This is a genomic window from Janibacter melonis (assembly GCF_003721155.3).
Lineage (GTDB): Bacteria > Actinomycetota > Actinomycetes > Actinomycetales > Dermatophilaceae > Marihabitans > Marihabitans melonis.
The window spans coordinates 1,471,635-1,495,181 of record NZ_CP044548.2 but is presented as its reverse complement, the minus strand read 5'-3'; the positions used below and the strand labels follow the sequence as shown (position 1 = coordinate 1,495,181).

Annotated in this window: 27 protein-coding genes; 23 read left to right on the top strand and 4 right to left on the bottom strand. The window is 71.6% G+C overall.

The genetic code is table 11. From position 1 onward, the window contains the following. Window positions 1-40: 40 nt before the first annotated feature. From rpmE to EEW87_RS06955, 19 genes are all read left to right on the top strand, one after another. A complete protein-coding gene (gene rpmE / locus EEW87_RS07045) occupies window positions 41-256 on the top strand; it encodes a 50S ribosomal protein L31 (RefSeq protein ID WP_068277874.1) in 216 nt (71 codons plus the stop codon). Window positions 257-343: 87 nt separating this feature from the next. Then, window positions 344-1,429, top strand: coding sequence for a peptide chain release factor 1 (gene prfA, locus EEW87_RS07040; RefSeq protein WP_123092052.1), 1,086 nt, complete (start codon window positions 344-346; stop codon window positions 1,427-1,429). Next, on the top strand, window positions 1,426-2,322 hold the full coding sequence (gene prmC, locus EEW87_RS07035; RefSeq protein WP_123092051.1) for a peptide chain release factor N(5)-glutamine methyltransferase: 897 nt from the start codon (window positions 1,426-1,428) through the stop codon (window positions 2,320-2,322). The genes prfA and prmC overlap by 4 nt, the downstream gene beginning before the upstream one ends. Before the next feature lie 271 nt (window positions 2,323-2,593). Next, window positions 2,594-3,340 carry an L-threonylcarbamoyladenylate synthase gene (locus tag EEW87_RS07030; RefSeq protein ID WP_123092050.1) on the top strand — a complete coding sequence of 249 codons (747 nt, stop codon included), beginning with the start codon at window positions 2,594-2,596 and terminating at the stop codon, window positions 3,338-3,340. Then, complete coding sequence (locus tag EEW87_RS07025; RefSeq protein WP_068277860.1) at window positions 3,337-4,614, top strand: serine hydroxymethyltransferase; 1,278 nt, start codon at window positions 3,337-3,339, stop codon at window positions 4,612-4,614. The genes EEW87_RS07030 and EEW87_RS07025 overlap by 4 nt, the downstream gene beginning before the upstream one ends. Window positions 4,615-4,671: 57 nt before the next feature. Next, window positions 4,672-5,808 carry an MraY family glycosyltransferase gene (locus tag EEW87_RS07020; RefSeq protein ID WP_123092049.1) on the top strand — a complete coding sequence of 379 codons (1,137 nt, stop codon included), beginning with the start codon at window positions 4,672-4,674 and terminating at the stop codon, window positions 5,806-5,808. Between the two features lie 618 nt (window positions 5,809-6,426). Further along, a complete protein-coding gene (locus EEW87_RS07015) occupies window positions 6,427-6,846 on the top strand; it encodes a Cg1360 family ATP-synthase-associated protein (protein ID WP_123092048.1) in 420 nt (139 codons plus the stop codon). Further along, on the top strand, window positions 6,843-7,208 hold the full coding sequence (locus EEW87_RS07010) for an AtpZ/AtpI family protein (protein WP_123092047.1): 366 nt from the start codon (window positions 6,843-6,845) through the stop codon (window positions 7,206-7,208). The genes EEW87_RS07015 and EEW87_RS07010 overlap by 4 nt, the downstream gene beginning before the upstream one ends. Further along, window positions 7,205-8,026 carry a F0F1 ATP synthase subunit A gene (gene atpB / locus EEW87_RS07005; RefSeq protein WP_123092046.1) on the top strand — a complete coding sequence of 274 codons (822 nt, stop codon included), beginning with the start codon at window positions 7,205-7,207 and terminating at the stop codon, window positions 8,024-8,026. Before EEW87_RS07010 ends, atpB begins: the two co-directional genes overlap by 4 nt. A 106-nt stretch (window positions 8,027-8,132) precedes the next feature. Beyond that, window positions 8,133-8,342, top strand: coding sequence for an ATP synthase F0 subunit C (locus tag EEW87_RS07000; RefSeq protein ID WP_191563861.1), 210 nt, complete (start codon window positions 8,133-8,135; stop codon window positions 8,340-8,342). Window positions 8,343-8,394: 52 nt separating this feature from the next. Continuing rightward, window positions 8,395-9,027 carry a F0F1 ATP synthase subunit B gene (locus EEW87_RS06995; RefSeq protein ID WP_123092045.1) on the top strand — a complete coding sequence of 211 codons (633 nt, stop codon included), beginning with the start codon at window positions 8,395-8,397 and terminating at the stop codon, window positions 9,025-9,027. After that, complete coding sequence (locus EEW87_RS06990; RefSeq protein WP_123092044.1) at window positions 9,027-9,842, top strand: F0F1 ATP synthase subunit delta; 816 nt, start codon at window positions 9,027-9,029, stop codon at window positions 9,840-9,842. The genes EEW87_RS06995 and EEW87_RS06990 overlap by 1 nt, the downstream gene beginning before the upstream one ends. A 91-nt stretch (window positions 9,843-9,933) precedes the next feature. Further along, on the top strand, window positions 9,934-11,568 hold the full coding sequence (atpA, locus tag EEW87_RS06985) for a F0F1 ATP synthase subunit alpha (RefSeq protein WP_123092043.1): 1,635 nt from the start codon (window positions 9,934-9,936) through the stop codon (window positions 11,566-11,568). 106 nt (window positions 11,569-11,674) lie between these two features. Continuing rightward, window positions 11,675-12,577: a F0F1 ATP synthase subunit gamma gene (locus EEW87_RS06980; protein WP_123092042.1), complete on the top strand. Its 903-nt coding sequence runs from the start codon at window positions 11,675-11,677 to the stop codon at window positions 12,575-12,577. Window positions 12,578-12,589: 12 nt separating this feature from the next. After that, a complete protein-coding gene (atpD, locus tag EEW87_RS06975) occupies window positions 12,590-14,056 on the top strand; it encodes a F0F1 ATP synthase subunit beta (RefSeq protein ID WP_123092041.1) in 1,467 nt (488 codons plus the stop codon). 87 nt (window positions 14,057-14,143) lie between these two features. Continuing rightward, window positions 14,144-14,647, top strand: a complete 504-nt coding sequence (locus tag EEW87_RS06970) for an NINE protein (protein WP_123092040.1) — start codon at window positions 14,144-14,146, stop codon at window positions 14,645-14,647. Beyond that, the gene (locus tag EEW87_RS06965) at window positions 14,644-15,153 is read left to right on the top strand and encodes a DUF2752 domain-containing protein (protein ID WP_123092039.1); all 510 of its coding nucleotides are present in this window, start codon (window positions 14,644-14,646) and stop codon (window positions 15,151-15,153) included. The genes EEW87_RS06970 and EEW87_RS06965 overlap by 4 nt, the downstream gene beginning before the upstream one ends. 75 nt (window positions 15,154-15,228) lie before the next feature. Further along, window positions 15,229-15,492 (top strand): F0F1 ATP synthase subunit epsilon, encoded by a 264-nt coding sequence (locus tag EEW87_RS06960; RefSeq protein ID WP_068277824.1) that lies wholly within the window; start codon window positions 15,229-15,231, stop codon window positions 15,490-15,492. A gap of 12 nt (window positions 15,493-15,504) precedes the next feature. Beyond that, window positions 15,505-15,936 carry a DUF2550 family protein gene (locus EEW87_RS06955; protein WP_068277819.1) on the top strand — a complete coding sequence of 144 codons (432 nt, stop codon included), beginning with the start codon at window positions 15,505-15,507 and terminating at the stop codon, window positions 15,934-15,936. On the opposite strand, the gene EEW87_RS06950 is transcribed toward EEW87_RS06955, so the two are convergent. Further along, a complete protein-coding gene (locus tag EEW87_RS06950; RefSeq protein WP_123092038.1) occupies window positions 15,923-16,555 on the bottom strand; it encodes a cob(I)yrinic acid a,c-diamide adenosyltransferase in 633 nt (210 codons plus the stop codon). The genes EEW87_RS06955 and EEW87_RS06950 overlap by 14 nt on opposite strands. A gap of 178 nt (window positions 16,556-16,733) precedes the next feature. On the opposite strand from EEW87_RS06950, the gene EEW87_RS06945 reads away from it, so the two are divergent. Together EEW87_RS06945 and EEW87_RS06940 are read left to right on the top strand one after the other, a co-directional pair. After that, window positions 16,734-17,096, top strand: coding sequence for an STAS domain-containing protein (locus tag EEW87_RS06945; RefSeq protein ID WP_163562393.1), 363 nt, complete (start codon window positions 16,734-16,736; stop codon window positions 17,094-17,096). Between the two features lie 157 nt (window positions 17,097-17,253). After that, window positions 17,254-19,269 (top strand): protein meaA, encoded by a 2,016-nt coding sequence (locus tag EEW87_RS06940; RefSeq protein ID WP_240341685.1) that lies wholly within the window; start codon window positions 17,254-17,256, stop codon window positions 19,267-19,269. A gap of 58 nt (window positions 19,270-19,327) precedes the next feature. Here EEW87_RS06940 and EEW87_RS06935 read toward each other — a convergent pair whose 3' ends face one another. Both EEW87_RS06935 and EEW87_RS06930 read right to left on the bottom strand, forming a co-directional pair. Further along, window positions 19,328-20,347, bottom strand: a complete 1,020-nt coding sequence (locus EEW87_RS06935; RefSeq protein ID WP_123092035.1) for an aldo/keto reductase — start codon at window positions 20,345-20,347, stop codon at window positions 19,328-19,330. Between the two features lie 156 nt (window positions 20,348-20,503). After that, window positions 20,504-21,037, bottom strand: coding sequence for a type 1 glutamine amidotransferase domain-containing protein (locus EEW87_RS06930; RefSeq protein ID WP_068277800.1), 534 nt, complete (start codon window positions 21,035-21,037; stop codon window positions 20,504-20,506). A gap of 76 nt (window positions 21,038-21,113) precedes the next feature. Here EEW87_RS06930 and EEW87_RS06925 point away from each other — a divergent pair, with 76 nt between their 5' ends. After that, window positions 21,114-21,479, top strand: a complete 366-nt coding sequence (locus tag EEW87_RS06925) for a hypothetical protein (protein WP_123092034.1) — start codon at window positions 21,114-21,116, stop codon at window positions 21,477-21,479. A 37-nt stretch (window positions 21,480-21,516) separates the two neighbouring features. Here the strand turns inward: EEW87_RS06925 and nucS are convergent, their stop codons facing one another. Then, entirely contained in the window at window positions 21,517-22,212 is a 696-nt protein-coding gene (gene nucS / locus EEW87_RS06920; RefSeq protein WP_068277795.1) for an endonuclease NucS, read from the bottom strand. A gap of 98 nt (window positions 22,213-22,310) precedes the next feature. On the opposite strand from nucS, the gene EEW87_RS06915 reads away from it, so the two are divergent. Continuing rightward, complete coding sequence (locus EEW87_RS06915) at window positions 22,311-23,546, top strand: 3-hydroxyacyl-CoA dehydrogenase family protein (protein WP_123092033.1); 1,236 nt, start codon at window positions 22,311-22,313, stop codon at window positions 23,544-23,546. Window position 23,547 lies beyond the last annotated feature (1 nt).

Below are 23,547 nucleotides of genomic sequence, written 5' to 3'. Positions count from 1 at the left end.
CGGTGGGCCCGCCGACCCGGATGAGATCCAAGGAGATCACGTGAAGAAGGACATCCACCCCAGCTACGCGGAGACCACGGTCTCCTGCACCTGCGGCAACGAGTTCACGACGCGCAGCACCGCCGACGGCGGCCGCATCCGCGTCGAGGTCTGCAGCGCCTGCCACCCGTTCTACACGGGCAAGCAGAAGCTCATGGACTCCGGCGGCCGCGTCGCCCGCTTCCAGAAGCGTTACGGCCAGACCGCCGCGAAGTAACGCCTCCGACGCGCCGGTCAGCGATCACGCTGGCCGGCGCGTCGTCGTCTCCGCACCCCTGTCGTCCACCTCCTGGAGGTCCCTGCCGTGCTCGACCCGTCGTCCTCTGGGCAGAGCCTCGTCGACGAGCACGCGGCCCTCGAGGCCCAGCTCGGCGACCCGGAGGTCGTCGGCGACCCCGAGCGGCTGCGCGAGATCAACTCGCGCTACGCCCGGCTCGGCCCGGTCGTCGCCGCGCACGCCGAGTGGGTCGGCGCGGGCGAGGACCTCGAGGCCGCCCGTGAGCTCGCGCAGGAGGACCCCTCCTTCGCCGAGGAGCTCCCCGCGCTCGCCGAGCGGCTCGAGCAGGCCGAGGACCGGCTGCGCCGGCTGCTCATCCCGCGCGACCCCGACGACGACCGCGACGTCATCCTCGAGGTCAAGGCGGGCGAAGGCGGAGCCGAGTCGGCCCTCTTCGCCGGCGACCTCCTGCGGATGTACCTCCGCCACGCGGAGAAGCACGGCTGGCGCACCGAGATCCTCGACTCCACCGAGTCCGACCTCGGCGGCTACAAGGACGTGCAGGTCGCGATCAGCTCGCGCGGCACGCCGGCGCCGGGGGAGGCCCCGTGGGCCCGCCTCAAGTACGAAGGGGGAGTCCACCGCGTCCAGCGCGTCCCCGTCACCGAGAGCCAGGGGCGTATCCACACCTCCGCCGCCGGTGTGTGGGTCATGCCCGACGTCGGCGACGTCGTGACGGTCGACATCGCGGCGAACGACCTCAAGATCGACGTGTACCGCTCGAGCGGCCCCGGTGGCCAGAGCGTCAACACGACCGACTCCGCCGTGCGGATCACCCACCTGCCCACCGGCCTGGTCGTCTCGTGCCAGAACGAGAAGTCGCAGCTGCAGAACAAGGAGTCGGCGATGCGCGTGCTGCGCGCCCGCCTGCACCAGCTGGCGGTCGACGAGGCCGCGGCCGAGGCGGCCGACGCCCGGCGCAGCCAGGTGCGCACCGTGGACCGCTCCGAGCGGATCCGCACCTACAACTTCCCGGAGAACCGGATCTCCGACCACCGCACCGGCTTCAAGGCGCACAACCTCGACAGCGTCCTCGACGGCGACCTCGACGCCGTCGTCGACTCCGCGGTCGCGGCCGACGAGGCCGCCCAGCTCGCCGCCCTCGACGGATGAGCCGTCCGCTGCGCGACGTCGTGCGCGCGGCCGAGGCCGAGCTCGCCGCGGCGGGCATCTCCTCCGCCCGCACCGACGCGGTCCTGCTCCTCGCCCACGTCCTCGACGTGGGGCGCGGCGAGGTCGAGCGCCGGCTGCTCCTGGGCTCCGACCTCGACGCCTCCGCGGGCGAGCGTCTCGCGGGGCTCGTCGCCGAGCGCGCCCGCCGGGTGCCGCTGCAGCACCTCACGGGGGTCGCGCCCTTCCGTCACCTCGAGCTCGCGGTCGGCCCCGGGGTCTTCGTGCCCCGGCCCGAGACCGAGCTCGCCGTCGACCTCGTCCTCGCCGAGCTCTCCCGCCGGGAGGGCGAAGAGGGAGCCGCCCCCGTCGTCGTCGACCTGTGCACCGGGTCGGGGGCGCTCGCGCTCGCCGTGGCCGACGAGGCCCCCGGGGCGCAGGTCGTCGCGGTGGAGCTGAGCCCCGAGGCCGTGGCCTGGGCGCGGCACAACGTCGAGCGCACCGGGCTCCCGGTGCGCGTCGTCGAGGGCGACGCGTCCGCCGACCCGCGGTCGATCGACGAGGTCGCCGACCTCGTGGGCGCCGTCGACGTCGTCGTGAGCAACCCGCCGTACATCCCCGACGGTGCCGTGCCGGTCGACCCGGAGGTCGCCGAGCACGACCCGGGCATCGCGCTCTACGGGCGCAGCGCCGACGGGCTCGCCGTGCCGGTCGCCGTCGCCGCGAGCGCGGCCGTGCTGCTGCGACCCGGCGGGCTGCTCGTCATGGAGCACGCCGACACCCAGGGCGAGAGCCTGCCGCGCGCGATCTCGGCGACCGGGCTGTGGTCAGCGGTCGACGACGTCGAGGACCTCACCGGTCGGCCCCGGATGACGCGGGCCCGTCGCCTGCCCTGACCTGCCCGCAGACGCAGCGAGGCCCCGCCGGCAGGGAGTTCGGCGGGGCCTCGTGCGTCGCCGTCGCGTCAGACGCGAGCGAGGATCCAGATGAGCAGCGCGATGATCGCGAGCACGCCGACGATGGTCCAGATGGTCCCGGAACCACGCATGAAGATCTCCTCTCGATGGGTGACGGGGGCGTCACGTGGCCCGAACCTAGAGGGTCAGCCGCGTCCGTGGGGCGAAGGGGGGAGGGGGCATCTGGGCGACGCCCCATAGGGTGTGGCCCATGAGCCCCGTCGTCGACGCCACCTCGCCGGACAGCCGCGAGGACGCCATCACGACGACCGCTGACGCGGTGCGCGCCGGAGAGGTCGTCGTCATCCCCACCGACACCGTCTACGGCATCGGCTGCGACGCCTTCTCGGCGGAGGCGGTCCAGGCCGTCCTCGACGCCAAGGGTCGCGGTCGTGACATGCCGCCGCCGGTCCTCGTGCCCGACCAGCGCACCCTCGACGGCCTGGCACGCGACGTGCCGGCCTGGGTCCGCGACCTCGTCGAGGCCGAGTGGCCCGGGCCGCTCACCGTCGTCGTGCACGCCCAGCCCTCACTGCACTGGGACCTCGGCGAGACCCGCGGCACCGTCGCCCTGCGCATGCCCGACGACGAGCTGGCGCTCGCCGTCCTCGCCGAGGTCGGCCCGATGGCCGTGACGAGCGCGAACCGCACCGGCGAGCCGCCGGCCCGCACCGCGGTCGAGGCCGCCTCGCAGCTCGGTGCGTCGGTCGCCGTGTACCTCGACGGCGGGCCCCGTCCCAGCGGCGAGCCGTCGACCATCGTCGACTGCACCGGCGACGAGCCGGTCATCCTGCGCAGCGGGGCCCTGCCGGCCTCGCGGGTGCGCCAGGTCTTCGCCGACGCCCAGCCGGCCGAGCCGCCCCCGCCGTCCGCCTCCGTGGACGACACCTCCACGACCCATCTCGACACCAGCGACATCGACAGCGACACCGCAGAGAGCGAAGGACCCACGCGATGACCGACGACACCTTCTACGGCTCCGACTTCGGGGGCCTGCGCGCCTTCGACCCCGAGATCGCCGACGTGCTCCTCTCCGAGCTCGGCCGGATCCGCTCGGGCCTGCAGCTTATCGCCAGCGAGAACCTCTCGAGCCCCGAGGTGCTCACCGCGCTCGGCTCGACGCTGTCGAACAAGTACGCCGAGGGCTACCCCGGCCGGCGCTACTACGGCGGCTGCAGCGAGGTCGACAAGGCCGAGCAGCTCGCCATCGACCGGTGCAAGGCGCTCTTCGACGCCGACCACGCCAACGTCCAGGCGCACTCCGGCGCCAGCGCGAACCAGGCCGTCTACGGCGCCTTCCTCAAGCCCGGCGAGAAGATCCTCGCGATGTCGCTGCCCCACGGCGGCCACCTCACCCACGGCACGAAGGTCTCCTTCTCCGGCAAGTGGTTCGACGCCGTCCACTACGGCGTGCACCCCGAGACCGAGGACGTCGACTACGACGAGATGGAGCGCCTGGCCAAGGAGCACCGCCCGAAGGTCATCTGCGCCGGCGGCTCGGCCATCCCGCGCCTCATCGACTTCGAGCGGATCCGCGCCATCGCAGACGAGGTCGGCGCGATCTTCTGGGTCGACGCGGCCCACTTCATCGGTCTCGTGGCCGGCAAGGCGATCCCCAGCCCCGTCCCCTTCGCCGATGTCGTGACCTTCACGACCCACAAGGTCCTGCGCGGCCCCCGCTCAGGCGCTCTCGTCTGCAAGGCCGAGCACGCGGCGGCGCTCGACAAGGCGATCTTCCCGATGATGCAGGGCGGGCCGCAGATGCACACGATCGCGGCCAAGGCCGTGAACTTCAAGGAGTGCGCGAGCCCGGAGTACGCCGACTACACCCGGCGCGTCATCACCAACTCCCAGGCGCTCGCGGCCGGCCTGGCCGAGCGCGGCATCCGCCCGACGACCGGTGGCACCGACACGCACCTCGCGCTGCTCGACCTCCAGGGTGTCGGCGTGACGGGCAAGGACGCCGAGGCGCGCGCCGACGCGGCCGGGATCGTGCTCAACAAGAACGCCATCCCCAACGACCCGCAGAAGCCGGGCATCGCCTCGGGCGTGCGCGTCGGCACCCCGTGCGTCACGACCCAGGGCATGGGCGAGGCCGAGATGGCGACCATCGCCGAGCTCATCCACGTCGCCGTCACCCAGGGCGACGCCGACCCCGAGCACGCCGTGAGCCAGCAGGTGCGCGCGGGCGTCGACGAGCTCGTCACCGCCTTCCCCGCCTACCCTCGCTGAGCCGGGCCCGACCGGGCCCGGGGCTGACCACATCACGAGTGACGACGGAGGCGGCGCGTGCGTGAGTACCTGCTCGTCGTCCTCGTGGCGCTGGCGACGACCTACCTGTGCGTGCCCGCCATGCGGGCGATCGCGGTGCGGACCGGGGCGTACACCCCGGTCCGCAGCCGCGACGTGCACACCGTGCCGATCCCTCGTCTCGGGGGAGTGGCGATCCTCATGGGGTACGCCGCCGCGACGTTGCTCGCGTGGCGCCTGCCCTTCCTCTCGCAGGTCTTCGAGACGCGCGAGCTCGTCGGGGTGCTCGCCGCCGGGGCGGTCGTCTGCCTCGTCGGCGCGATCGACGACGTCCGCGACCTCGACCCGGCGACGAAGCTGGGCGGGCAGCTGGTCGCCGCCGGGATCATGGCCTTCTCCGGCGTGCAGTTCTTCTCGTTGCCGCTCGGGGTCGTCACGGTCCTGCCGGCGCCGGTCCTCGTCATCCTGACGATCTTCGTCGTCGTCCTCGCGACGAACGCGGTGAACTTCATCGACGGGCTCGACGGGCTCGCCGCGGGGACGGTCGCGATCGCCGCGGGGTCGTTCTTCGTGTACAGCTATCTCATCTCGGCCTCGTACAACCCGCCGAACGTCTTCAGCTCGGCGACCTTCATCTCCGCCGCGATGCTCGGGTGCTGCCTGGGCTTCCTGCCGCACAACTTCTTCCCCGCCCGGCTCTTCATGGGCGACAGCGGGGCGCTCCTGCTCGGGCTGCTCCTCGCCGCCGCGACGATCAGCACGACCGGTGCGGTCAACCCGAGCCAGGTGAGCGACAACCCGGTCGCGGCGACGATCCTGCCGCTGCTCGTGCCGATCGCGATCATGCTGCTGCCGCTGCTCGACGTCCTCTTCGCCGTCGTGCGCCGCACCGCTCGGGGCCAGAGCCCCTTCCACCCCGACGCCCAGCACCTGCACCACCGCATGCTGCGGATCGGCCACGGCCACCGCCGCGCGGTGCTCCTGCTGTGGTGGTGGGCCTTCGTCGTCGCCGCCGGCTCGGTGAGCTTCGTCGTCATGCCGGCCGAGCTCGCCTCGGTCGGCGTCCTCGCGCTGCTCGCCGTCGCCGTCGTCCTCACCGCGTGGCTCCCGCGCTTCTCCCGCCCCGGCCACCGCCCCAAGACCTTTGACCGCCACGGCCGCCGCCTCGACGCCTGACCGTTCTTGGTTGGTCGAGGTGCGAGCGTCAGCGAGCCCCGAGACGACCGGGTGCTCGGGAAGTTGGCAGATGCTCGTGCTGCAACCGGTGCTGGTGCCAATTTCTCGGGGCGGGTGGTCTCGAGGCTCAGGCCCGGGGGGCCTTCGCACCTCGACCAGCGCAAGGGCGTTGGTGGTCGAGGTGCGACGAAGAGCCTCGAGACCACGTCGCTGCTCGGGAAGTTGGCAGATGCTCGTGCTGCAACCGGTGCTGGTGTCAGCTTCTCGGGGGCGGGTGGTCTCGAGGCTCAGGCCTGGCGGCCTTCGCACCTCGACCAGCGAGAGGGCGTTGGTGGTCGAGGTGCGAGCGTCAGCGAGCCCTGAGACGACCCGTGTGCTCGGAAAGTTGGCAGATGCTCGTGCTGCAACCGGTGCTGGCGCCAACTTCTCGGGGGTAGGTGGTGTCCAGGCCTGGGCCCTGGGGCCTTCGCGCTACGACCGCCCGAAGGGGTGGGACGGCGGCCGCTCGTCGCGCTCGAGTCGCGGGGTCGGAGGCGCTTGTGATAACTTTCACAAGCGCCGACGACGGGCCGTGAGGGCCCGCTCGAGCCTCGACCAGATCCCGTGCCGAAGGACGCCATGACCGCCACGCGCACCACCCGCGAGCCCATCACGGGCATGCTTCGCGGTGTCGTGATCGCAGGCGTCGCCGGGTGCGTCGCCGCGCCGGTCATCGGGTGGCTCGCCGCGGGGGAGAGGGCCGGCTGGTCCACCCTCGCCGGAGCAGCGACCGCCTCCGTCATCATGCTCGTCGGCCTCGTCGCGATGCGCCTCATCATGTCGGGAGACCCGGGCGCGACGATGGCTGGAGCCCTCGTCGTGTACATCGGCCAGCTCATCATCCTCGTCGCCGTCCTGCTCGCCGTGAGGGACCAGGAATGGCTCCACAGCGCGGGTTTCGCCGCCGCCACGGTCGCCCAGACCGTCGTGCTGCAGGCCGGCCAGATCGCCGGGTACGCCCGTGCTCGCCACGAGATCTACCCCGGAGGGGCGCGATGAGCCCCCGTCCCCGCAAGACCGACACCCCTGCACCGCGCCTCGTCACCCGGCGCGAAGGGGTGGCCCCGGACGCACACCGCTGGTCCACCGAGACCGAGGGGCCGAGCCCCACCGCCCAGGCGGACGCGCTCGGCGCGACCGTCCTCGCCTACCTGGTCACCGGACCCGTGCTCTTCGGCGGCGCCGGATGGCTGCTCGACCGATGGCTCGGCACGTCGCTGATCGTCGCGGTGGGCGTCGTGGTCGGGATGGGGCTGTCGCTCTACGTCATCTGGCTCCGGTACGGTACGTCTCAGGCACCCACGAGCGGCGGCGATACCGCGCTGCCCGGAGCCAAGCCACACAACGAGGAGAACCCGTGATCCTGACTGCGCCCGCGCACATCGCCGCGCTCGCGCCCATGGCCGCCGGCGAGGGCGAGGGCTACACGGCCCCCACGCCGGAGATCTTCTGGCAGCCCCTCTTCGAGGTCGGCGGTCTGACCGTCACCAACCAGATGGCCTGGGCCGCGATCGTCACCGGCGTGCTGTCCTTCGTGATGATCGCGCTGAGCCGCCGCGCGGCTGTCGTGCCCTCCAAGGGCCAGTGGATGCTCGAGGGCTTCTACAACCTCCCGCGCAACTCGGTCGCCCGCGACATGATCGGCACCAAGGAGTTCCGGCGCTTCGTGCCGCTCCTCGCGACGCTCTTCACGATGATCCTCTTCTACAACCTCATGGGGATCTTCCCGCTCGCGATGAACCCCGTCACGGGCAAGATCGGCTTCCCGATCGCCCTGACGCTCGTCGTCTACGTCGTCTACCACTGGATCGGCTTCCAGAAGATGGGCTTCGTCGGCTACTTCAAGCACATGGTGCCCCCGGGCCTGCCGGGCTGGATCGCCCCGGTGATCCTCGTCCTCGAGCTCGTCACCTACTTCATCACCCGGCCGCTGACGCTCGCGCTGCGACTCTTCGGCAACATGTTCGCCGGGCACATGCTCATCTACCTCTTCGTCACCGCGGGCGCGTACTTCCTGCTCGAGTCCGACGGTGCGCTCATGAAGGCGCTGTCCCTGCCGACCTTCCTCATGGCCGGCGTGATGATGCTCTTCGAGGCCCTGGTGCAGTTCCTCCAGGCGTTCGTCTTCACCCTGCTCGCCGCGAGCTACATCGCCGGCGCCCTCGCCGACGACCACTGATCGACGGCGCTACGAAGCTGCACCACCGCACAACCGAATAGCACCCCACAACTTCCCGGCGCCGCGTCGCCGGGGGAACCACAGAAACGGAAGAGGAAAAAGACTCATGGAAATCACCGGCTCCCTCTCGCTCATCGGTTACGGCCTGTCCGCGATCGGCCCGGCCATCGCCGTCGGCCTGATCTTCGCCGCGTACATCAACGGTGTCGCCCGCCAGCCCGAGGCCCGCAACCTCCTCCAGCCGATCGCCATCCTCGGCTTCGCGCTCGCCGAGGCCCTCGCGATCTTCGGTCTGGTTCTCGCGTTCGTCCTCTGACCTCGGTCAGACACCTCGTCAGAACCAGCTCGACGTCCCCTAGGAGTACTCCGTGCACATCACGGCAACCGCAACGTCGGTCGTGAGCCTCGCGACGGCGGGTGGAGAAGGCGAGACCATGCCTCTCATCCCGCACCTCGAGGAGCTCATCTTCGGGCTGATCATGTTCGCGATCCTCTACTGGGTCGTCGCGAAGAAGGTCGCCCCGAACCTCGAGAAGGCCTACGAAGAGCGCCACGCCGCTATCGAGGGTGGCATCGCCCAGGCCGAGAACGCCCAGGCCGAGGCCGAGGCGGCCAAGGCCCAGTACGAGGCCCAGCTCGCCGACGCCCGTGCCGAGGCCGCGAAGATCCGCGAGGACGCGCGCGCCGAGGGTGCGAGCATCGTCGCGGAGATGCGTCAGCAGGCTCAGGACGAGGCTGCTCGCATCACCGAGTCCGCTCACAAGCAGATCGACGCGGAGCGCCAGCAGGCGTCGGTGTCGCTGCGTGGTGAGGTCGGCCGGATGTCCACCGACCTCGCGGGTCGCATCGTCGGTCACGAGCTGAGCGACTCCGCGTCGCGCCAGTCGATCATCGACCGCTTCCTCGCCGAGCTCGAGTCGGGTCAGGTCCAGCCGGAGAAGGTCGGCGCCTCCTCGACGCCGACGCAGGGCACGCTCGACGTCGACGGTCAGGGTTCCTGATGCGCGGCAGCTCGCGCGGAGCCGTCCGGCAGGGACGGGCGGCCTTCGACGCCGCCCTGCCCACGGTGGCCGACAAGGCCGTCCTCGCCGACGAGCTCTTCGCGGTCACCGCCCTGCTCGACGACAACGCGACGCTGCGCCGTGCCCTGGCCGACCCCTCTCGCGAGGGCTCGGACAAGGCCGCGCTGGCGCAGCGTCTGCTCGCGGGCAAGGTGTCCGAGGCCGCGTCGAGCATCGTCTCGGCGCTCGTCGCGGGCCGCTGGTCGCAGGAGCGCGACCTGTCCGACACCACCGAGCGGCTGGCCGTCGAGGCCTCGCTCGTCGGCGCCGAGCAGGAGGGCCGGATCGACACGGTGGAGGACGAGCTCTTCCGCTTCGAGCGGGTCGTCGCGGCCAGCCCTGAGCTGCGCGACACCCTGACCAACCGCCAGGGCGACGCCGCCGGCAAGGCAGAGGTCGTCTCGACCCTGCTGCGCGAGAAGGCTGCGCCGGAGAGCGTCCGGCTCGCTCGTCAGGCGGTGCTCGCCCCGCGCGGGCGTCGCTTCGACACCGTGCTCGACACCTACCTGCGGTACGCGGCGGCCCGTCGCGAGCAGCTCACCGCGGTCGTCACGACTGCGGCGCCGCTCACGACGGAGCAGACCGGTCGCCTCGCGTCCGCGCTGCAGCGCATCTACAGCAAGCCGATCCTCGTCCAGCAGCTCATCGAGCCGGACGTCATCGGCGGCATCCGGGTCCAGGTCGGCGACGAGGTCGTCGACGGGACCGTCCTGCGGCGTCTCGACGAGGCCCGCCGCCACCTGGCCGGCGGCTGAGCCCCCTTCGGGCTCGACCGACGCACACAACCCCACGCACCACACACCGACCGCCGGCTCACCACAGCCGGCACCCGAGGAGAAGAGACAGATGACGGAGCTCTCGATCCGTCCGGAGGAGATCCGGGACGCCCTGGACGGCTACGTCCAGTCCTACAACCCGGGCGCGGCCTCCCGTGAAGAGGTCGGCCGCGTCACCGACGCCGGTGACGGCATCGCCCACGTCGAGGGCCTGCCCTCGGCGATGACCAACGAGCTGCTCGAGTTCGAGGACGGCACCCTCGGCATCGCGCTCAACCTCGACGTGCACGAGATCGGTGTCGTCGTCCTCGGTGACTTCGCCAAGATCGAGGAGGGCCAGGAGGTCAAGCGGACCGGCGAGGTCCTCTCGGTCCCCGTCGGCGACTCCTTCCTCGGCCGCGTCGTCAACCCCCTCGGTCAGCCCATCGACGGTCTCGGCGAGATCACCAGCGAGGAGCGCCGCGCGCTCGAGCTGCAGGCGCCGACCGTCGTCCAGCGCAAGTCGGTGCACCAGCCGCTGCAGACCGGTCTGAAGTCGGTCGACGCGATGACCCCGATCGGCCGTGGCCAGCGTCAGCTGATCATCGGTGACCGGCAGACCGGCAAGACGACGGTCGCGGTCGACACGATCATCAACCAGAAGCAGTTCTGGGAGACCGGCGACCCGGAGAAGCAGGTCCGCTGCATCTACGTCGCCATCGGCCAGAAGGGCTCGACGATCGCCGCGGTCAAGGGCACCCTCGAGGAGGCCGGCGCGATGGAGTACACGACCATCGTCGCGGCCCCCGCGTCCGACGCCGCCGGCTTCAAGTACCTCGCCCCCTTCACCGGCTCGGCGATCGGCCAGCACTGGATGTACCAGGGCAAGCACGTCCTCATCGTCTTCGACGACCTGTCCAAGCAGGCCGAGGCCTACCGCTCGATGTCGCTGCTGCTGCGCCGCCCGCCGGGCCGCGAGGCCTATCCGGGTGACGTCTTCTACCTGCACTCGCGTCTGCTCGAGCGGTGCGCGAAGCTCTCCGACGAGCTCGGTGCGGGCTCGATGACCGGTCTGCCGATCATCGAGACGAAGGCGGGCGACGTCTCGGCGTACATCCCGACCAACGTCATCTCGATCACGGACGGCCAGATCTACCTCCAGGCCGACCTCTTCAACTCCAACGTCCGCCCGGCCATCGACGTGGGTGTCTCCGTCTCCCGCGTCGGCGGTGCCGCGCAGATCAAGGCGATGAAGTCGGTCTCGGGTCGTCTCAAGCTCGACCTCGCCCAGTACCGCGCGCTCGAGGCCTTCGCGATGTTCGCCTCCGACCTCGACCCCGCGAGCAAGCAGCAGCTCGCCCGCGGCGCGCGTCTCGTCGAGCTGCTCAAGCAGAAGCAGGCCGACCCGCTGCCCGTCGAGGAGCAGGTCGTCTCGATCTGGGCCGGCACCACCGGTCAGCTGGACAGCATCCCGGTCGAGGACGTCCAGCGCTTCGAGGCCGACTTCCTCGACCACCTGCGCCGCACGAAGCAGGAGCTGCTCGACGCGATCCGCGAGACCGGCAAGTTCGAGGACTCGACCGAGTCCGCGCTCCAGTCCGAGATCGACTCCTTCAAGGCTGGCTTCCAGCCCCGGGGCGACGCGGGCACCACGGTCGAGAGCTCCGAGGACGGCGACGACGCCCTCGACTCCGACCAGGAGCAGATCGTCCGCCAGAAGCGCTGACCACGAGGTCCGGGCGGGCACCGCCCGCCCGGACCGGTCAGCCGGCCGCACCCGCGGCCACCCACAGACATCCCCTTCGCGACAAGACCCAGAGAGGCGGCAACGTATGGGAGCGCAGATCCGGGAGTACCGGCAGCGCATCCGGTCCGTCAGCGCGACCAAGAAGATCACGCGGGCCATGGAGCTCATGGCGGCCTCCCGCGTCGTCAAGGCGCAGCAGGCAGTGCGCGCATCCACGCCGTACGCCCGCGCGCTGACCCGCGCGGCCTCGGCCGTGGCGACCTTCTCCGACGAGGAGCACGCGCTCACCAGCGAGGCCGAGCAGGTCCGTCGGGCCGCCGTGCTCATCATCTCCGCGGACCGTGGCCTCGCCGGTGGCTACAACGCGAACGTGCTCAAGGAGAGCGAGCGCCTCGTCGCCCGCCTCCAGGACGAGGGCAAGGAGGTCGTCCCCTACCTCGTGGGCCGTCGCTCGGTGAACTTCTACAGCTTCCGCAAGCGCGAGTTCGCGGCGCAGTGGACCGGCTTCTCCGAGAAGCCGACCTTCGAGGACGCCCGCGAGATCGGCAGCCGCCTCGTCGAGGACTTCGTCAAGGACACCGAGGGCGAAGGGGGAGTGGACGAGGTCCACGTCGTCTTCACCCGCTTCGTCTCGATGGTCGCGCAGGAGCCCGAGGTCATCCGGCTGCTGCCCCTCGAGGTCGTCGACGGCGTCGAGGAGCCCGAGGAGTCGGAGATCTTCCCGCTCTACGAGTTCGAGCCCAGCGTGGACGAGCTCCTCGACGCGCTGCTGCCGAAGTACGTCAACGCGCGGATCTTCAACTGCCTCCTCCAGGCGGCCGCCTCCGAGCTCGCGGCGCGTCAGCGCGCGATGAAGTCGGCGACCGACAACGCCGAGGAGCTCATCAAGATGTACACCCGTCTGGCGAACCAGGCCCGCCAGGCTGAGATCACGCAAGAGATTTCCGAGATCGTCGGCGGCGCGAGCGCCCTCGCCGAGTCCAAGTAAGAAGGACAGGTAATGACTGCCACCATCGAGTCCACCCAGGACACCCCCCAGGCCGGCGGCGTCGGCCGGATCTCCCGCATCATCGGCCCCGTCGTCGACGTCGAGTTCCCGGCTGACGCGATGCCCGAGCAGTACAACCTGCTCACCAGCGAGATCGCGAGCACCGGTCAGGGCAGCGAGAGCCGCACGATCAACCTCGAGGTCGCCCAGCACATCGGCGACAACATGGTCCGCGCGATCTCCCTGCAGCCCACCGACGGCCTCGTCCGCGGCACCCAGGTGCAGGACACCGGCGGCCCCATCACGGTGCCCGTCGGCGACGTCACGCTCGGCAAGGTCTTCAACACCACCGGCGCGGTGATGAACCTCGCCGAGGGCGAGACCCTCGACGTGCAGGAGCGCTGGGGCATCCACCGCAACGCGCCCTCCTTCGACCAGCTCGAGAGCAAGACCACGATGTTCGAGACGGGCATCAAGGTCATCGACCTGCTCACCCCGTACGTCCAGGGTGGCAAGATCGGCCTCTTCGGCGGTGCGGGCGTCGGCAAGACCGTCCTCATCCAGGAGATGATCGCCCGTGTCGCCCGCGACCACGGTGGTGTCTCCGTCTTCGCCGGTGTCGGCGAGCGCACCCGTGAGGGCAACGACCTCATGGTCGAGATGGAGGAGGCCGGCGTCCTCGGCCAGACCGCTCTGGTCTTCGGCCAGATGGACGAGCCGCCGGGCACGCGCCTGCGCGTCGCCCTGTCGGCGCTGACGATGGCGGAGTACTTCCGCGACGTCCAGAAGCAGGACGTGCTCCTCTTCATCGACAACATCTTCCGCTTCACGCAGGCCGGCTCCGAGGTCTCGACCCTCCTGGGTCGCATGCCCTCCGCCGTGGGCTACCAGCCCACGCTGGCCGACGAGATGGGTGTGCTCCAGGAGCGCATCACCTCGACGCGTGGTCACTCGATCACCTCGATGCAGGCGATCTACGTGCCCGCGGACGACTACACCGACCCGGCCCCGGCGACGACCTTCGCGCACCTCGACGCGACGACCGAGCTCTCCCGTGAGATCGCCTCGCTCGGCATCTACCCGGCCGTGGACCCGCTCACCTCGACGAGCCGGATCCTCGACCGCCGCTACATCACCGCCGAGCACTACGACACCGCGGTGCGCGTGAAGTCGATCCTCCAGCGCAACAAGGAGCTGCAGGACATCATCGCGATCCTCGGCATCGACGAGCTCTCCGAGGAGGACAAGATCCTCGTCAACCGGGCTCGCCGGATCCAGCGCTTCCTGTCGCAGAACACCTACGTCGCGAAGCAGTTCACCGGCATCGAGGGCTCGACGGTCTCCCTGGCGGACACCATCGAGGCCTTCACGAAGATCTGCGACGGTGAGTACGACCACGTCGGCGAGCAGGCCTTCTTCATGTGCGGTGGCCTCGACGACGTCGAGCGCCAGTGGGCGGAGATCCAGAAGAACCTCTGACCTCGCAGCACCGGTCAGCCAGAGCCCGTCCCCGACGTCGTCGGGGGCGGGCTCTCGCAGTGCCCGGCGCCAGATAGGATCACGCGCATGAGCATGCCTCCGCCGCCTTCCGGTCAGCCGCACGGATACCCGCAGGGACAGGGGCCCGGCCAGGGCCAGACGCCCGGCCAGGGCTACGGCTCCGCGCCGTCCTACCAGGCTCCCGGCGGTCCCGGCGGCGACGCCTCGCGCAGCCAGTACTACGTCTCGGCCATGGGCCAGGAGTACGGCCCGATGAGCTACCAGGACCTCGCCGGCATGGCGATGTCGGGCCAGCTCAAGGGCGACGCCCCGGTGCGCACCTCGCCGCAGGGCCAGTGGTTCCAGGCCAAGCAGGTGCCCGGGCTCTTCAGCAGCCGCGAGTGGATGACGACGCTGCTCCTGTCGATCTTCGTCGGCGGCTTCGGGGTCGACCGCTTCTACCTCGGGCAGACCGGTCTCGGCGTCCTCAAGCTCCTCACGTGCGGCGGGCTGGGCATCTGGTCCCTCGTCGACGTCATCCTCGTCGCCACCCGCAAGATGGTCGACGCCGACGGACGCCCGCTGCCGTGACCCACGCACCCGTGGGCGGACCGCCCCAGAACCCCCCGGGGCCTCCCGCCCCGCAGGGGCCGGTCCATCTAGCCCGCGGGTACAGCCTGAGCGCGCGCGCCACCGCGATCGCGCTCGGCGCCGTCGGCGCGGTCGGCATCGGCATCGCCGCCCTGTGGCCGGTCGGCGACGTCGACTCGGGCCGGCCCTCGTGCGTCTTCCGCCTCCTCTTCGGCATGCCGTGCCCCGGGTGCGGCATGACCCGCGCGTGGGTCCACGTCGCCCACGGGGACGTGGCGGGGGCCTTCTGGTACAACCCCTTCGGCCTGCTGCTCATGGCGATGGCGGCCTTCGCCGCGCTCTACGTCGCGTACGCGCTCGTGCGTCGCCGACCGCCCGAGCGGATGCTCGGCTGGATCTCGGCCAAGCCCGCGGTCGTGCTCTTCGGGCTGTGGATCGGCTGGTCGGTCTTCCGCGTGTGGAGCATCTCGCAGGGCCACGACACCTGGTCCGTCGTCGTCGCCTGAGACCGGTCGGGCGCACCCCCGGGGCGCCGGTACGATGGACCCTGGACAACCCTCCCGACCCCGAAGGACTCCCACGTGAGCGCCCTGAACGTTGAGCTCGTCGCCGCCGACCGCAAGGTCTGGTCCGGCGAGGCCCGCATGGTCCGAGCCCGCAGCATCGACGGCGAGATCGGCATCATGCCGGGTCACACGCCCCTCCTCGGCGTGCTCGTCGAGGGTGACGTCGTCATCACGACCGAGGGCGGTGAGCGCACCGCGAGCGTCGACGGCGGCTTCCTCTCGGTCGACCACGACACGGTGACGATCGTCGCCGAGACCGTCTCCACGACGACTCGTTGATCTGACGACGTCGTGAGCGCGCTCCAGGTCGCCGAGCTGGTCCTGGGTCTCGCGCTGCTCCTCGTCGTCCTCCTCTTCGCAGGACTCGTCCTGCGCCGCCGGGCCATCTCCGGCGGCTACCCCCTGGCGCTCGCCGCGGTCAGCCGCGACGGGCGCCGGTGGCGTTTGGGCCTGCTGCGCCTGGGGCCCCAGACCCTCTCGTGGTACCCCGTCGTCTCGACCCGGCGTCGTCCCGGGCTCGAGTGGGACCGCGCCCACCTCGAGCTGTCGACCCCCGCCGAGGAGCGCATCACCATCCCGGGTCTCGTCGGCGCGCTGCGTGTCGACGTCGGCGACCACACGACGAGCGAGCCCACGCCCCTCGCCGTCGAGCGCGGCATCTACATGGCCATGCGCTCGTGGCTGGAGTCCTCGCCCCCCGGGCGCGACGTCAACGTCGCCTGACCCGCTCGGGCTCCTGCGACCGGCCGCCGCCGGGCTGCCACAGCACGTCACCGCCGGCCTCGAGGTTGGCCACCCGGGCGAGCACGAAGAGCAGGTCCGACAGGCGGTTGAGGTAGGTCACCGCGACGAGGTTGATCCCGCCGCTGCCCCGACCCTCGCCCGGCTCGGTGCCGTGCTCCTCGACCGCGGCCCAGGCCGAGCGCTCGGCGCGCCGCACGACCGTCGTCGCGACGTGGAGGTGGGCCGAGGCCACGCTGCCGCCGGGCAGGATGAAGGAGCGCAGCGGCTCGAGCCGCTCGAGATAGGTGTCGCAGTCCGCCTCGAGCTCGTCGACCCACTGCTGCAGGACCCGCAGCGGCGGGTGCTCCGGGTCGGTGGCGAGCGGGGTCGAGAGGTCGGCGCCGCAGTCGAAGAGGTCGTTCTGCACGCGCAGGAGCGTCGCGCGCACGTCCTGCGGCAGCTCGCCAGACGCCAGTGCCACGCCGATCGCGGCGTTCGCCTCGTTGGTGTCGGCGTAAGCGGCCAGGCGCGGGTCGGTTTTGCGCGTGCGACCGAAGTCGCCGAGCGCCGTCGTGCCGTCGTCGCCGGTGCGCGTGTAGATCTTCGTCAGGTGGACCATGTCGCCATCGTCGCAGAGCGCGGGCCGGTCGACGTCGACGCAGGTGAGCCGGTCGACCTCGACTCATGTGACCCGTGGGTCGTGACCCGATCGTGACGGCGAGGTGCCAACCGATCGGGCTGCTCACGCGTCATAGTTCGTGACAGGCGCCGCGGGGGCGGCGCCGGCAGGGAGCATGATGAGCAGCATCGCCAGCCTCGTCCCGGTCGGGGGCGGCAGCAGCCGTGTCAGGGTGCAGGTCCCGCTCTCGCGCGCGACGGCACCCGACGTGCGCGACGAGCTCGCCAGCCTCATCCGCAGCGGCGAGGGCCCGATCCTGCTCGACATGAGCGCCTCCGGGGTCCTCGACCCCGCCGGGATGGCCACCCTCGTCGCCGCCCACGTCCGCGCGGCGGAGCACGGTCGCCGGCTGCGCGTCGTCGGCGCCGACGAGCGCACCCGCCGCCTCCTCCTGCGAGCCGGCCGGCGCCGGATCCTCCTCGAGCAGACGGCCGCCGAGCGGCCTGTCGTGCCGGCCCGACGTCGGGCCGCCGCGGTCTGACGAGGCCGGGCTCGCCCCTTCGGTGTGGTGCCTTTCACCGTCAGGAGGTCTGCCCACGCGCGAGCCGCGCCGGTAGTTTCGCGACATGCCTGACGCCACCGACGTGCCCACCCCCGCGGCCGCCCCCGCGCGACCCGAGCGGGACCGGCCGTGGGTGATGCGCACCTACGCCGGCCACTCGTCGGCCGCCGCCTCCAACGCCCTGTACCGGCGCAACCTCGCGAAGGGGCAGACCGGGCTCTCCGTCGCCTTCGACCTGCCGACGCAGACCGGCTACGACCCTGACCACGTCCTCGCCCGCGGTGAGGTGGGCAAGGTCGGGGTGCCGATCTCGCACATCGGCGACATGCGTCAGCTCTTCGAGGAGATCCCCCTGGGGGAGATGAACACCTCGATGACGATCAACGCCGTCGCGATGTACCTCCTCGCGATGTACCAGGTCGCCGCCGAGGAGCAGGCCGAGACAAGTGGCGAGGACCCCGCCGACGTCGTCGCCCGGCTCGCCGGCACGACGCAGAACGACATCATCAAGGAGTACCTGAGCCGGGGGACCTACGTCTTCCCGCCCGGGCCCTCGATGCGGCTCATCACCGACATGGTCAACTACACGGTCACGACGATCCCGAAGTGGAACCCGATCAACATCTGCAGCTACCACCTGCAGGAGGCGGGGGCCACCCCGGTGCAGGAGATCGCCTACGCGATGAGCACGGCGATCGCCGTGCTCGACGCCGTGCGCGACTCCGGCGTCGTCGCTCCCGAGGACTTCGGCACGGTCGTCGCCCGGATCTCCTTCTTCGTCAACGCCGGGGTGCGCTTCGTCGAGGAGATGTGCAAGATGCGCGCCTTCGTCCAGCTGTGGGACGAGCTGACGCGCGAGCGCTACGGCGTCGAGGACGCCCGGCAGCGCCGCTTCCGCTACGGGGTCCAGGTCAACAGCCTCGGCCTGACCGAGGCCCAGCCCGAGAACAACGTCCAGCGCATCCTGCTCGAGATGCTCGCCGTCACCCTGAGCAAGGACGCCCGCGCCCGGGCTGTGCAGCTGCCCGCGTGGAACGAGGCGCTCGGCCTGCCGCGCCCGTGGGACCAGCAGTGGTCGCTGCGCATGCAGCAGGTGCTCGCCTACGAGACCGACCTGCTCGAGCACGAGGACCTCTTCGCCGGCTCGCGCGTCGTCGAGGGCAAGGTCGCCGAGCTCGTCGAGGGGGCGCGCGCCGAGATGGCCCGGGTCGCCGAGCTGGGCGGGGCCGTCGCGGCCGTCGAGTCGGGCTACATGAAGTCGGCCCTCGTCGCCAGCCACGCGCTGCGTCGTCAGCGCATCGAGGACGGGCAGGAGGTCGTCGTCGGGGTCAACCGCTTCGAGAGCACCGAGCCGAACCCCCTGACCGCCGACCTCGACAGCGCGATCCAGACCGTCGACGCCGGGGTCGAGGCCGCGGCCGCGCAGGCCGTGCGGAGCTGGCGCGAGGAGCGTGACGCCGACGCCGAGCGCGGCCCGCGTGCCGCGGCCGCCCTGGAGCGCCTCCGGACGGCGGCGGGCACGGAGGAGAACCTCATGGAGGCCTCGCTCGAGTGCGCCCGCGCCGGCATCACCGTCGGCGAGTGGGCCCAGGCCCTGCGCGACGTCTTCGGCGAGTTCCGCGCGCCGACCGGTGTCTCTGGGTCCGTCGGCGCGGCCGACGGCGGCAGCGCCGAGCTCGTCGCGGTGCGCGAGGCGGTGCGGGGCACCGAGGCCGAGCTCGGCGAGCGGCTGCGCATCCTCGTCGGCAAGCCCGGGCTCGACGGCCACTCCAACGGCGCCGAGCAGATCGCGGTGCGCGCCCGGGACGCCGGCTTCGAGGTCATCTACCAGGGCATCCGGCTCACGCCCGAGCAGATCGTCTCGGCGGCGGTCGCCGAGGACGTCCACCTCGTCGGCATCTCCATCCTCTCGGGCTCGCACATGGAGCTCGTGCCCGACGTGCTCGACGGCCTGCGCGACGCGGGCGCGGGCGACATCCCCGTCATCGTCGGCGGCATCATCCCCGAGTCCGACGCGGCCGCGCTCAAGGCCCTCGGCGTCGCCGAGGTCTTCACCCCCAAGGACTTCGGGCTCAACGAGATCATGGCCCGCTTCGTCGAGGTGATCCGTGCCTCGCGGGAGCTGCCGGCGGGGCAGGCCCAGCCGGTCTGAGGTCGGACGGGCGAAGGGGGAGGCGAGCGCCTCCCCCTTCGTGCGTCTGCGGACCGGCTCAGCCGTCGATCGTCGACATGTCGCCGTAGCGGTCGCCGGCGACGGCGTCGCGCGGCACGGCGTGCTCGAGCGCCTGGAGGTCGTCCTCGGTGAGCTCGACGGCGGTGGCCGCGAGGTTCTCCTCGAGGTAGCGCACCCGCTTCGTGCCGGGGATGGGGGCGACGTCGTCACCCTGCGCGAGGACCCAGGCGAGGGCGAGCTGGCCGGGGGTGCACCCCTTCGTCTGCGCGATCTCGCGGACCCGCTCGACGAGGGCGAGGTTGGTCTCTCGCGCCTCGCCCTGGAATCGCGGGAAGTACGCGCTCGTGCGGCTGTCGCCCTGGCCGGGCTCGGGCAGGGCGCCGGTGAGCATCCCGCGGCCGAGCGGGGAGTACGGCACGAGACCGATGCCGAGCTCGCGCAGGGTCGGCAGGATCTCGTCCTCGAGGTCGCGGGTGAAGAGCGAGTACTCGGTCTGCAGGGCGGTCACGGGGTGGGTCGCGTGCGCCCGGCGGATGGTCTCGGGCGAGGCCTCGGACAGGCCGATGCGGCGCACCTTGCCGGCCGCGACGAGCTCGGCCATGGCGCCGACGGTCTCCTCGATCGGCACGGTGGGGTCGACGCGGTGCTGGTAGTAGAGGTCGATGTGGTCGACACCGAGCCGCTCGAGGCTGGCGTCGCACGCCTGGCGCACGTAGTCGGGGGAGCCGTCGATGCCCAGGCGCGCGCCGTCCTCGCCGCGCTTGTTGCCGAACTTCGTCGCGAGGACGACCTCGTCGCGGCGCCCGGCGAGGGCGCGCCCGACGAGACGCTCGTTGGTGAAGGGCCCGTACATGTCGGCGGTGTCGAAGAAGGTGACGCCGAGGTCGAGCGCGCGGTGGATCGTCTCGATGCCGCCCTGCTCGTCGGGGGTGCCGTAGAACTCGCTCATGCCCATGCACCCGAGGCCGAGGGCGGAGACCTCGAGGTCGGTGCCGTGGGCGGCCGAGCCGAGGGTGCGGCGGGCCAGGGGAGCGGTGGGGGTGTGCTCTGTGGTCATCCCCCTACGGTGCTCCCGTCGACCCGGTCGGCGTCAAGGGTGCGTCGAGGGTGGGGCGGGGTGGGCTGGGCGGCTGCGCGGTCTCGACGCGGCGGCCCCCGGGCAGCGCCGCGCCCCGCCGTCCCGGGCGGGGACGACGGGGCGCAGCGGACGGGCTCAGGCGCCGAGGGCCTTGGTGATCTCCCGGTTGAAGGCCGGCAGGTCGTCGGGGTTGCGGCTCGAGATGAGGTTGCCGTCGACGACGACCTCCTCGTCGACCCACTGGCCACCGGCGTTGGTGATGTCGGTGCGCAGGCTCGGCCAGGACGTGATGCGGCGCCCGTCGAGCACACCGGCCTCGACGAGGGTCCACGGGCCGTGGCAGATGACGGCGACGGGCTTGCCCGAGGTGACGAAGTCGCGGATGAAGCCCACGGCCGCCTCCTCGGTGCGCAGCGCGTCGGGGTTGGCGACGCCGCCGGGCAGGACGAGCGCGTCGAAGTCGTCGACCGAGACCGCGTCGAAGGTCTGGTCGACGGGGAAGGTGTCGGCCGCCGTGAGGTGGTTGAAGCCCTGGACCTCACCGGACTCGACGGAGACGAGCACCGGCTGCGCGCCGGCGTCCTTGACGGCCTGCCACGGCTCGGTGAGCTCGACCTGCTCGATGCCCTCGGCGGCGACCGCGAAGGCCACCTTCTTCTGGTCAGCCATGTCGGCTCCTTCTTCACTGGACGATGAGGGGGTCTTGTCACTGTAGGCAGACGAAGGGGGCTCGTAGGGTGCGGAGATGGCGCTCTTCTGCCCGGCGACGGTGCTCCTCGTGACGTGGGCCGCCGGCGACGTCCCGCGGGTGTCTGCGCAGGTCAGCGGCGAGCGCGTCGCGGTGGTGCTCCACGGCCCTGCGGTCGACGGCGCGGCGGCGGCCCGGCTCGCCGAGGCCCTCGGGGTGGCCGTCGAGACGCTGCCCGCGCTCCGCACGGGTGCGATCGTCGAGGTCGCCGACCGCTACCGCGGCGAGTGCGTGCTCGCGCTCGCCGGACCGGGCGAGGTCGCCTCGGTGGTCGGCGAGGAGCCGCTGGGCGAAGGGGCGGTCGCCCGCCTCGAGGTCGACGAGGACGGGATCACCCGGCTGCCGTGGCCGCGCCGGTCGTGACGGTCGGTGCGAGCGCACCGGTGGGCGTGGACGGCCGTCAGAAGAGGCGGTGCTCGCTGGAGTCGATGCCGCGCAGCGCGTCGTAGTCGAGGACGACGCAGCGGATCCCGCGGTCCTCGGCGAGGGTGCGCGCCTGGGGCTTGATCGACTGGGCCGCGAAGATGCCGGTGACGGGGCGCAGGGCCGGGTCGCGGTTCATCAGCTCGAGGTAGCGGGTGAGCTGCTCGACGCCGTCGATCTCGCCGCGCCGCTTGATCTCCACGGCCACGTGGCCGCCGGCGGCGTCGCGGCACAGGATGTCGACGGGTCCGATGGCGGTCATGTGCTCGCGCCGGGTGAGCGTCCAGCCCTCGCCGAGAGTGGTGATGTGCTCGGCGAGCAGCTTCTGCAGGTGGGCCTCGACGCCGTCCTTGACGAGCCCGGGGTCGACCCCGAGGGCGTGGGAGCTGTCGTGGTGGACCTCGTGGATCTTCACCCGCAGCCGGTCCTCAGACTTCGCGTGCTGGACCACCCAGACCAGGCGCACCCCTTCGGCCGCCTCCGTCTCGTCCGGCTCGACCTCGGCCATCGCGCACGGCGGCGACATCCAGTTGAGCGGCTTGTAGGAGCCGCCGTCGCTGTGCACGAGGACGGATCCGTCGGCCTTGACGAGGAGCAGCCGGTCGGCCAGGGGCAGGTGCGCCGACAGGCGCCCGTCGTAGTCGACGCTGCACGTCGCGATCACGAGTCTCACGGCCGACCACCCTACGTGCCGTGACGAAGGCCTCAGGTGGGGACCGTCACGCGGTCAAGGGCTGTCGGCGGGAGCGTCGGGTCCACAACACTTCCGTCATGTCAGCAACTGCCAGCCGCACGATCGCGGACACCCTCGTCTACCCCTACCTCAACCACGCCGTGGCCATGTACGAGGAGGGCTACGCCTCCCGCGAGGACATCGACGCCGGCATGCGCTTCGGCTGCGGTCTGCCGCGCGGCCCGCTCGCCGTCGTCGACGAGCTCGGGCTGGACCGGGTGCGCGACGCGCTCGCCGAGCTCTACGCGCAGACCGGCGACGTGCGTCACCAGCCCCGCCCCGTCCTCGACGCGCTCGTCGCGCAGGGCCGCACCGGTCGCGCGGCCGGCGTGGGCTTCTACACGTACGCCGCCCCCGGCTCCGACGAGGTCGTGCCCGACGAGAGCACCCCGGCACCCGCCGGGTCCGACGAGCACGTGCGCACCGTCGAGACGGTCGGCGTCGTCGGCTCCGGCACGATGGCGACCGGCATCGTCCAGGTCTTCGCCCAGGCCGGGTACCCGGTGACCTACGTCGCCCGGACGCAGGACAAGGTCGACGCGGTGCGCTCCTCGATCTCGCGGGCGCTGGACCGGTCGGTCGAGAAGGGGCGCACGACGCGCGAGGAGGCCGACGCGGTGCTCGGACGCCTCACGGGGGCGACGAGCCGCGACGCGCTCGCCGACGCCGACCTCGTCGTCGAGGCGATCGCCGAGGACATCGACGTCAAGACCGAGCTCTTCACCGACCTCGACCGGGTCTGCCGGGACGGGGCCATCCTCGCGACGACGACCTCCTCGTTGCCGGTGGCCGACCTCGCCGCGGTGACGAGCCGCCCGCAGGACGTCGTCGGGATGCACTTCTTCAACCCGGCCCCGGTCATGCGACTCGTCGAGGTCGTGCGCACCGACCAGACCGCGCAGGACGTCCTCGACACCGTGCGCACGCTCTGCGCCCGCACGCGCAAGGTGCCGGTCTCGTGCGCCGACCGCTCGGGCTTCATCGTCAACGCGCTGCTCTTCCCCTACCTCAACGACGCGGTGCGGGCGCTCGAGGAGGGGCACGGCAGCGCCGAGGACATCGACGCCGCCGTCGTGGCCGAGCACGAGTACCCCATGGGCCCCTTCGCGCTGCTCGACGTCGTGGGTCTCGACGTCTCGTTGGCGATCCAGCGCGAGCTGCTCGCGGAGTTCGGCCACCCGGGTCTCGTGCCTGCTCAACGCCTCGTCGAGCACGTCGAGGCGGGCCGGCTGGGCCGCAAGACGGGCTCGGGATTCCTCACCTACACGAAGTAGC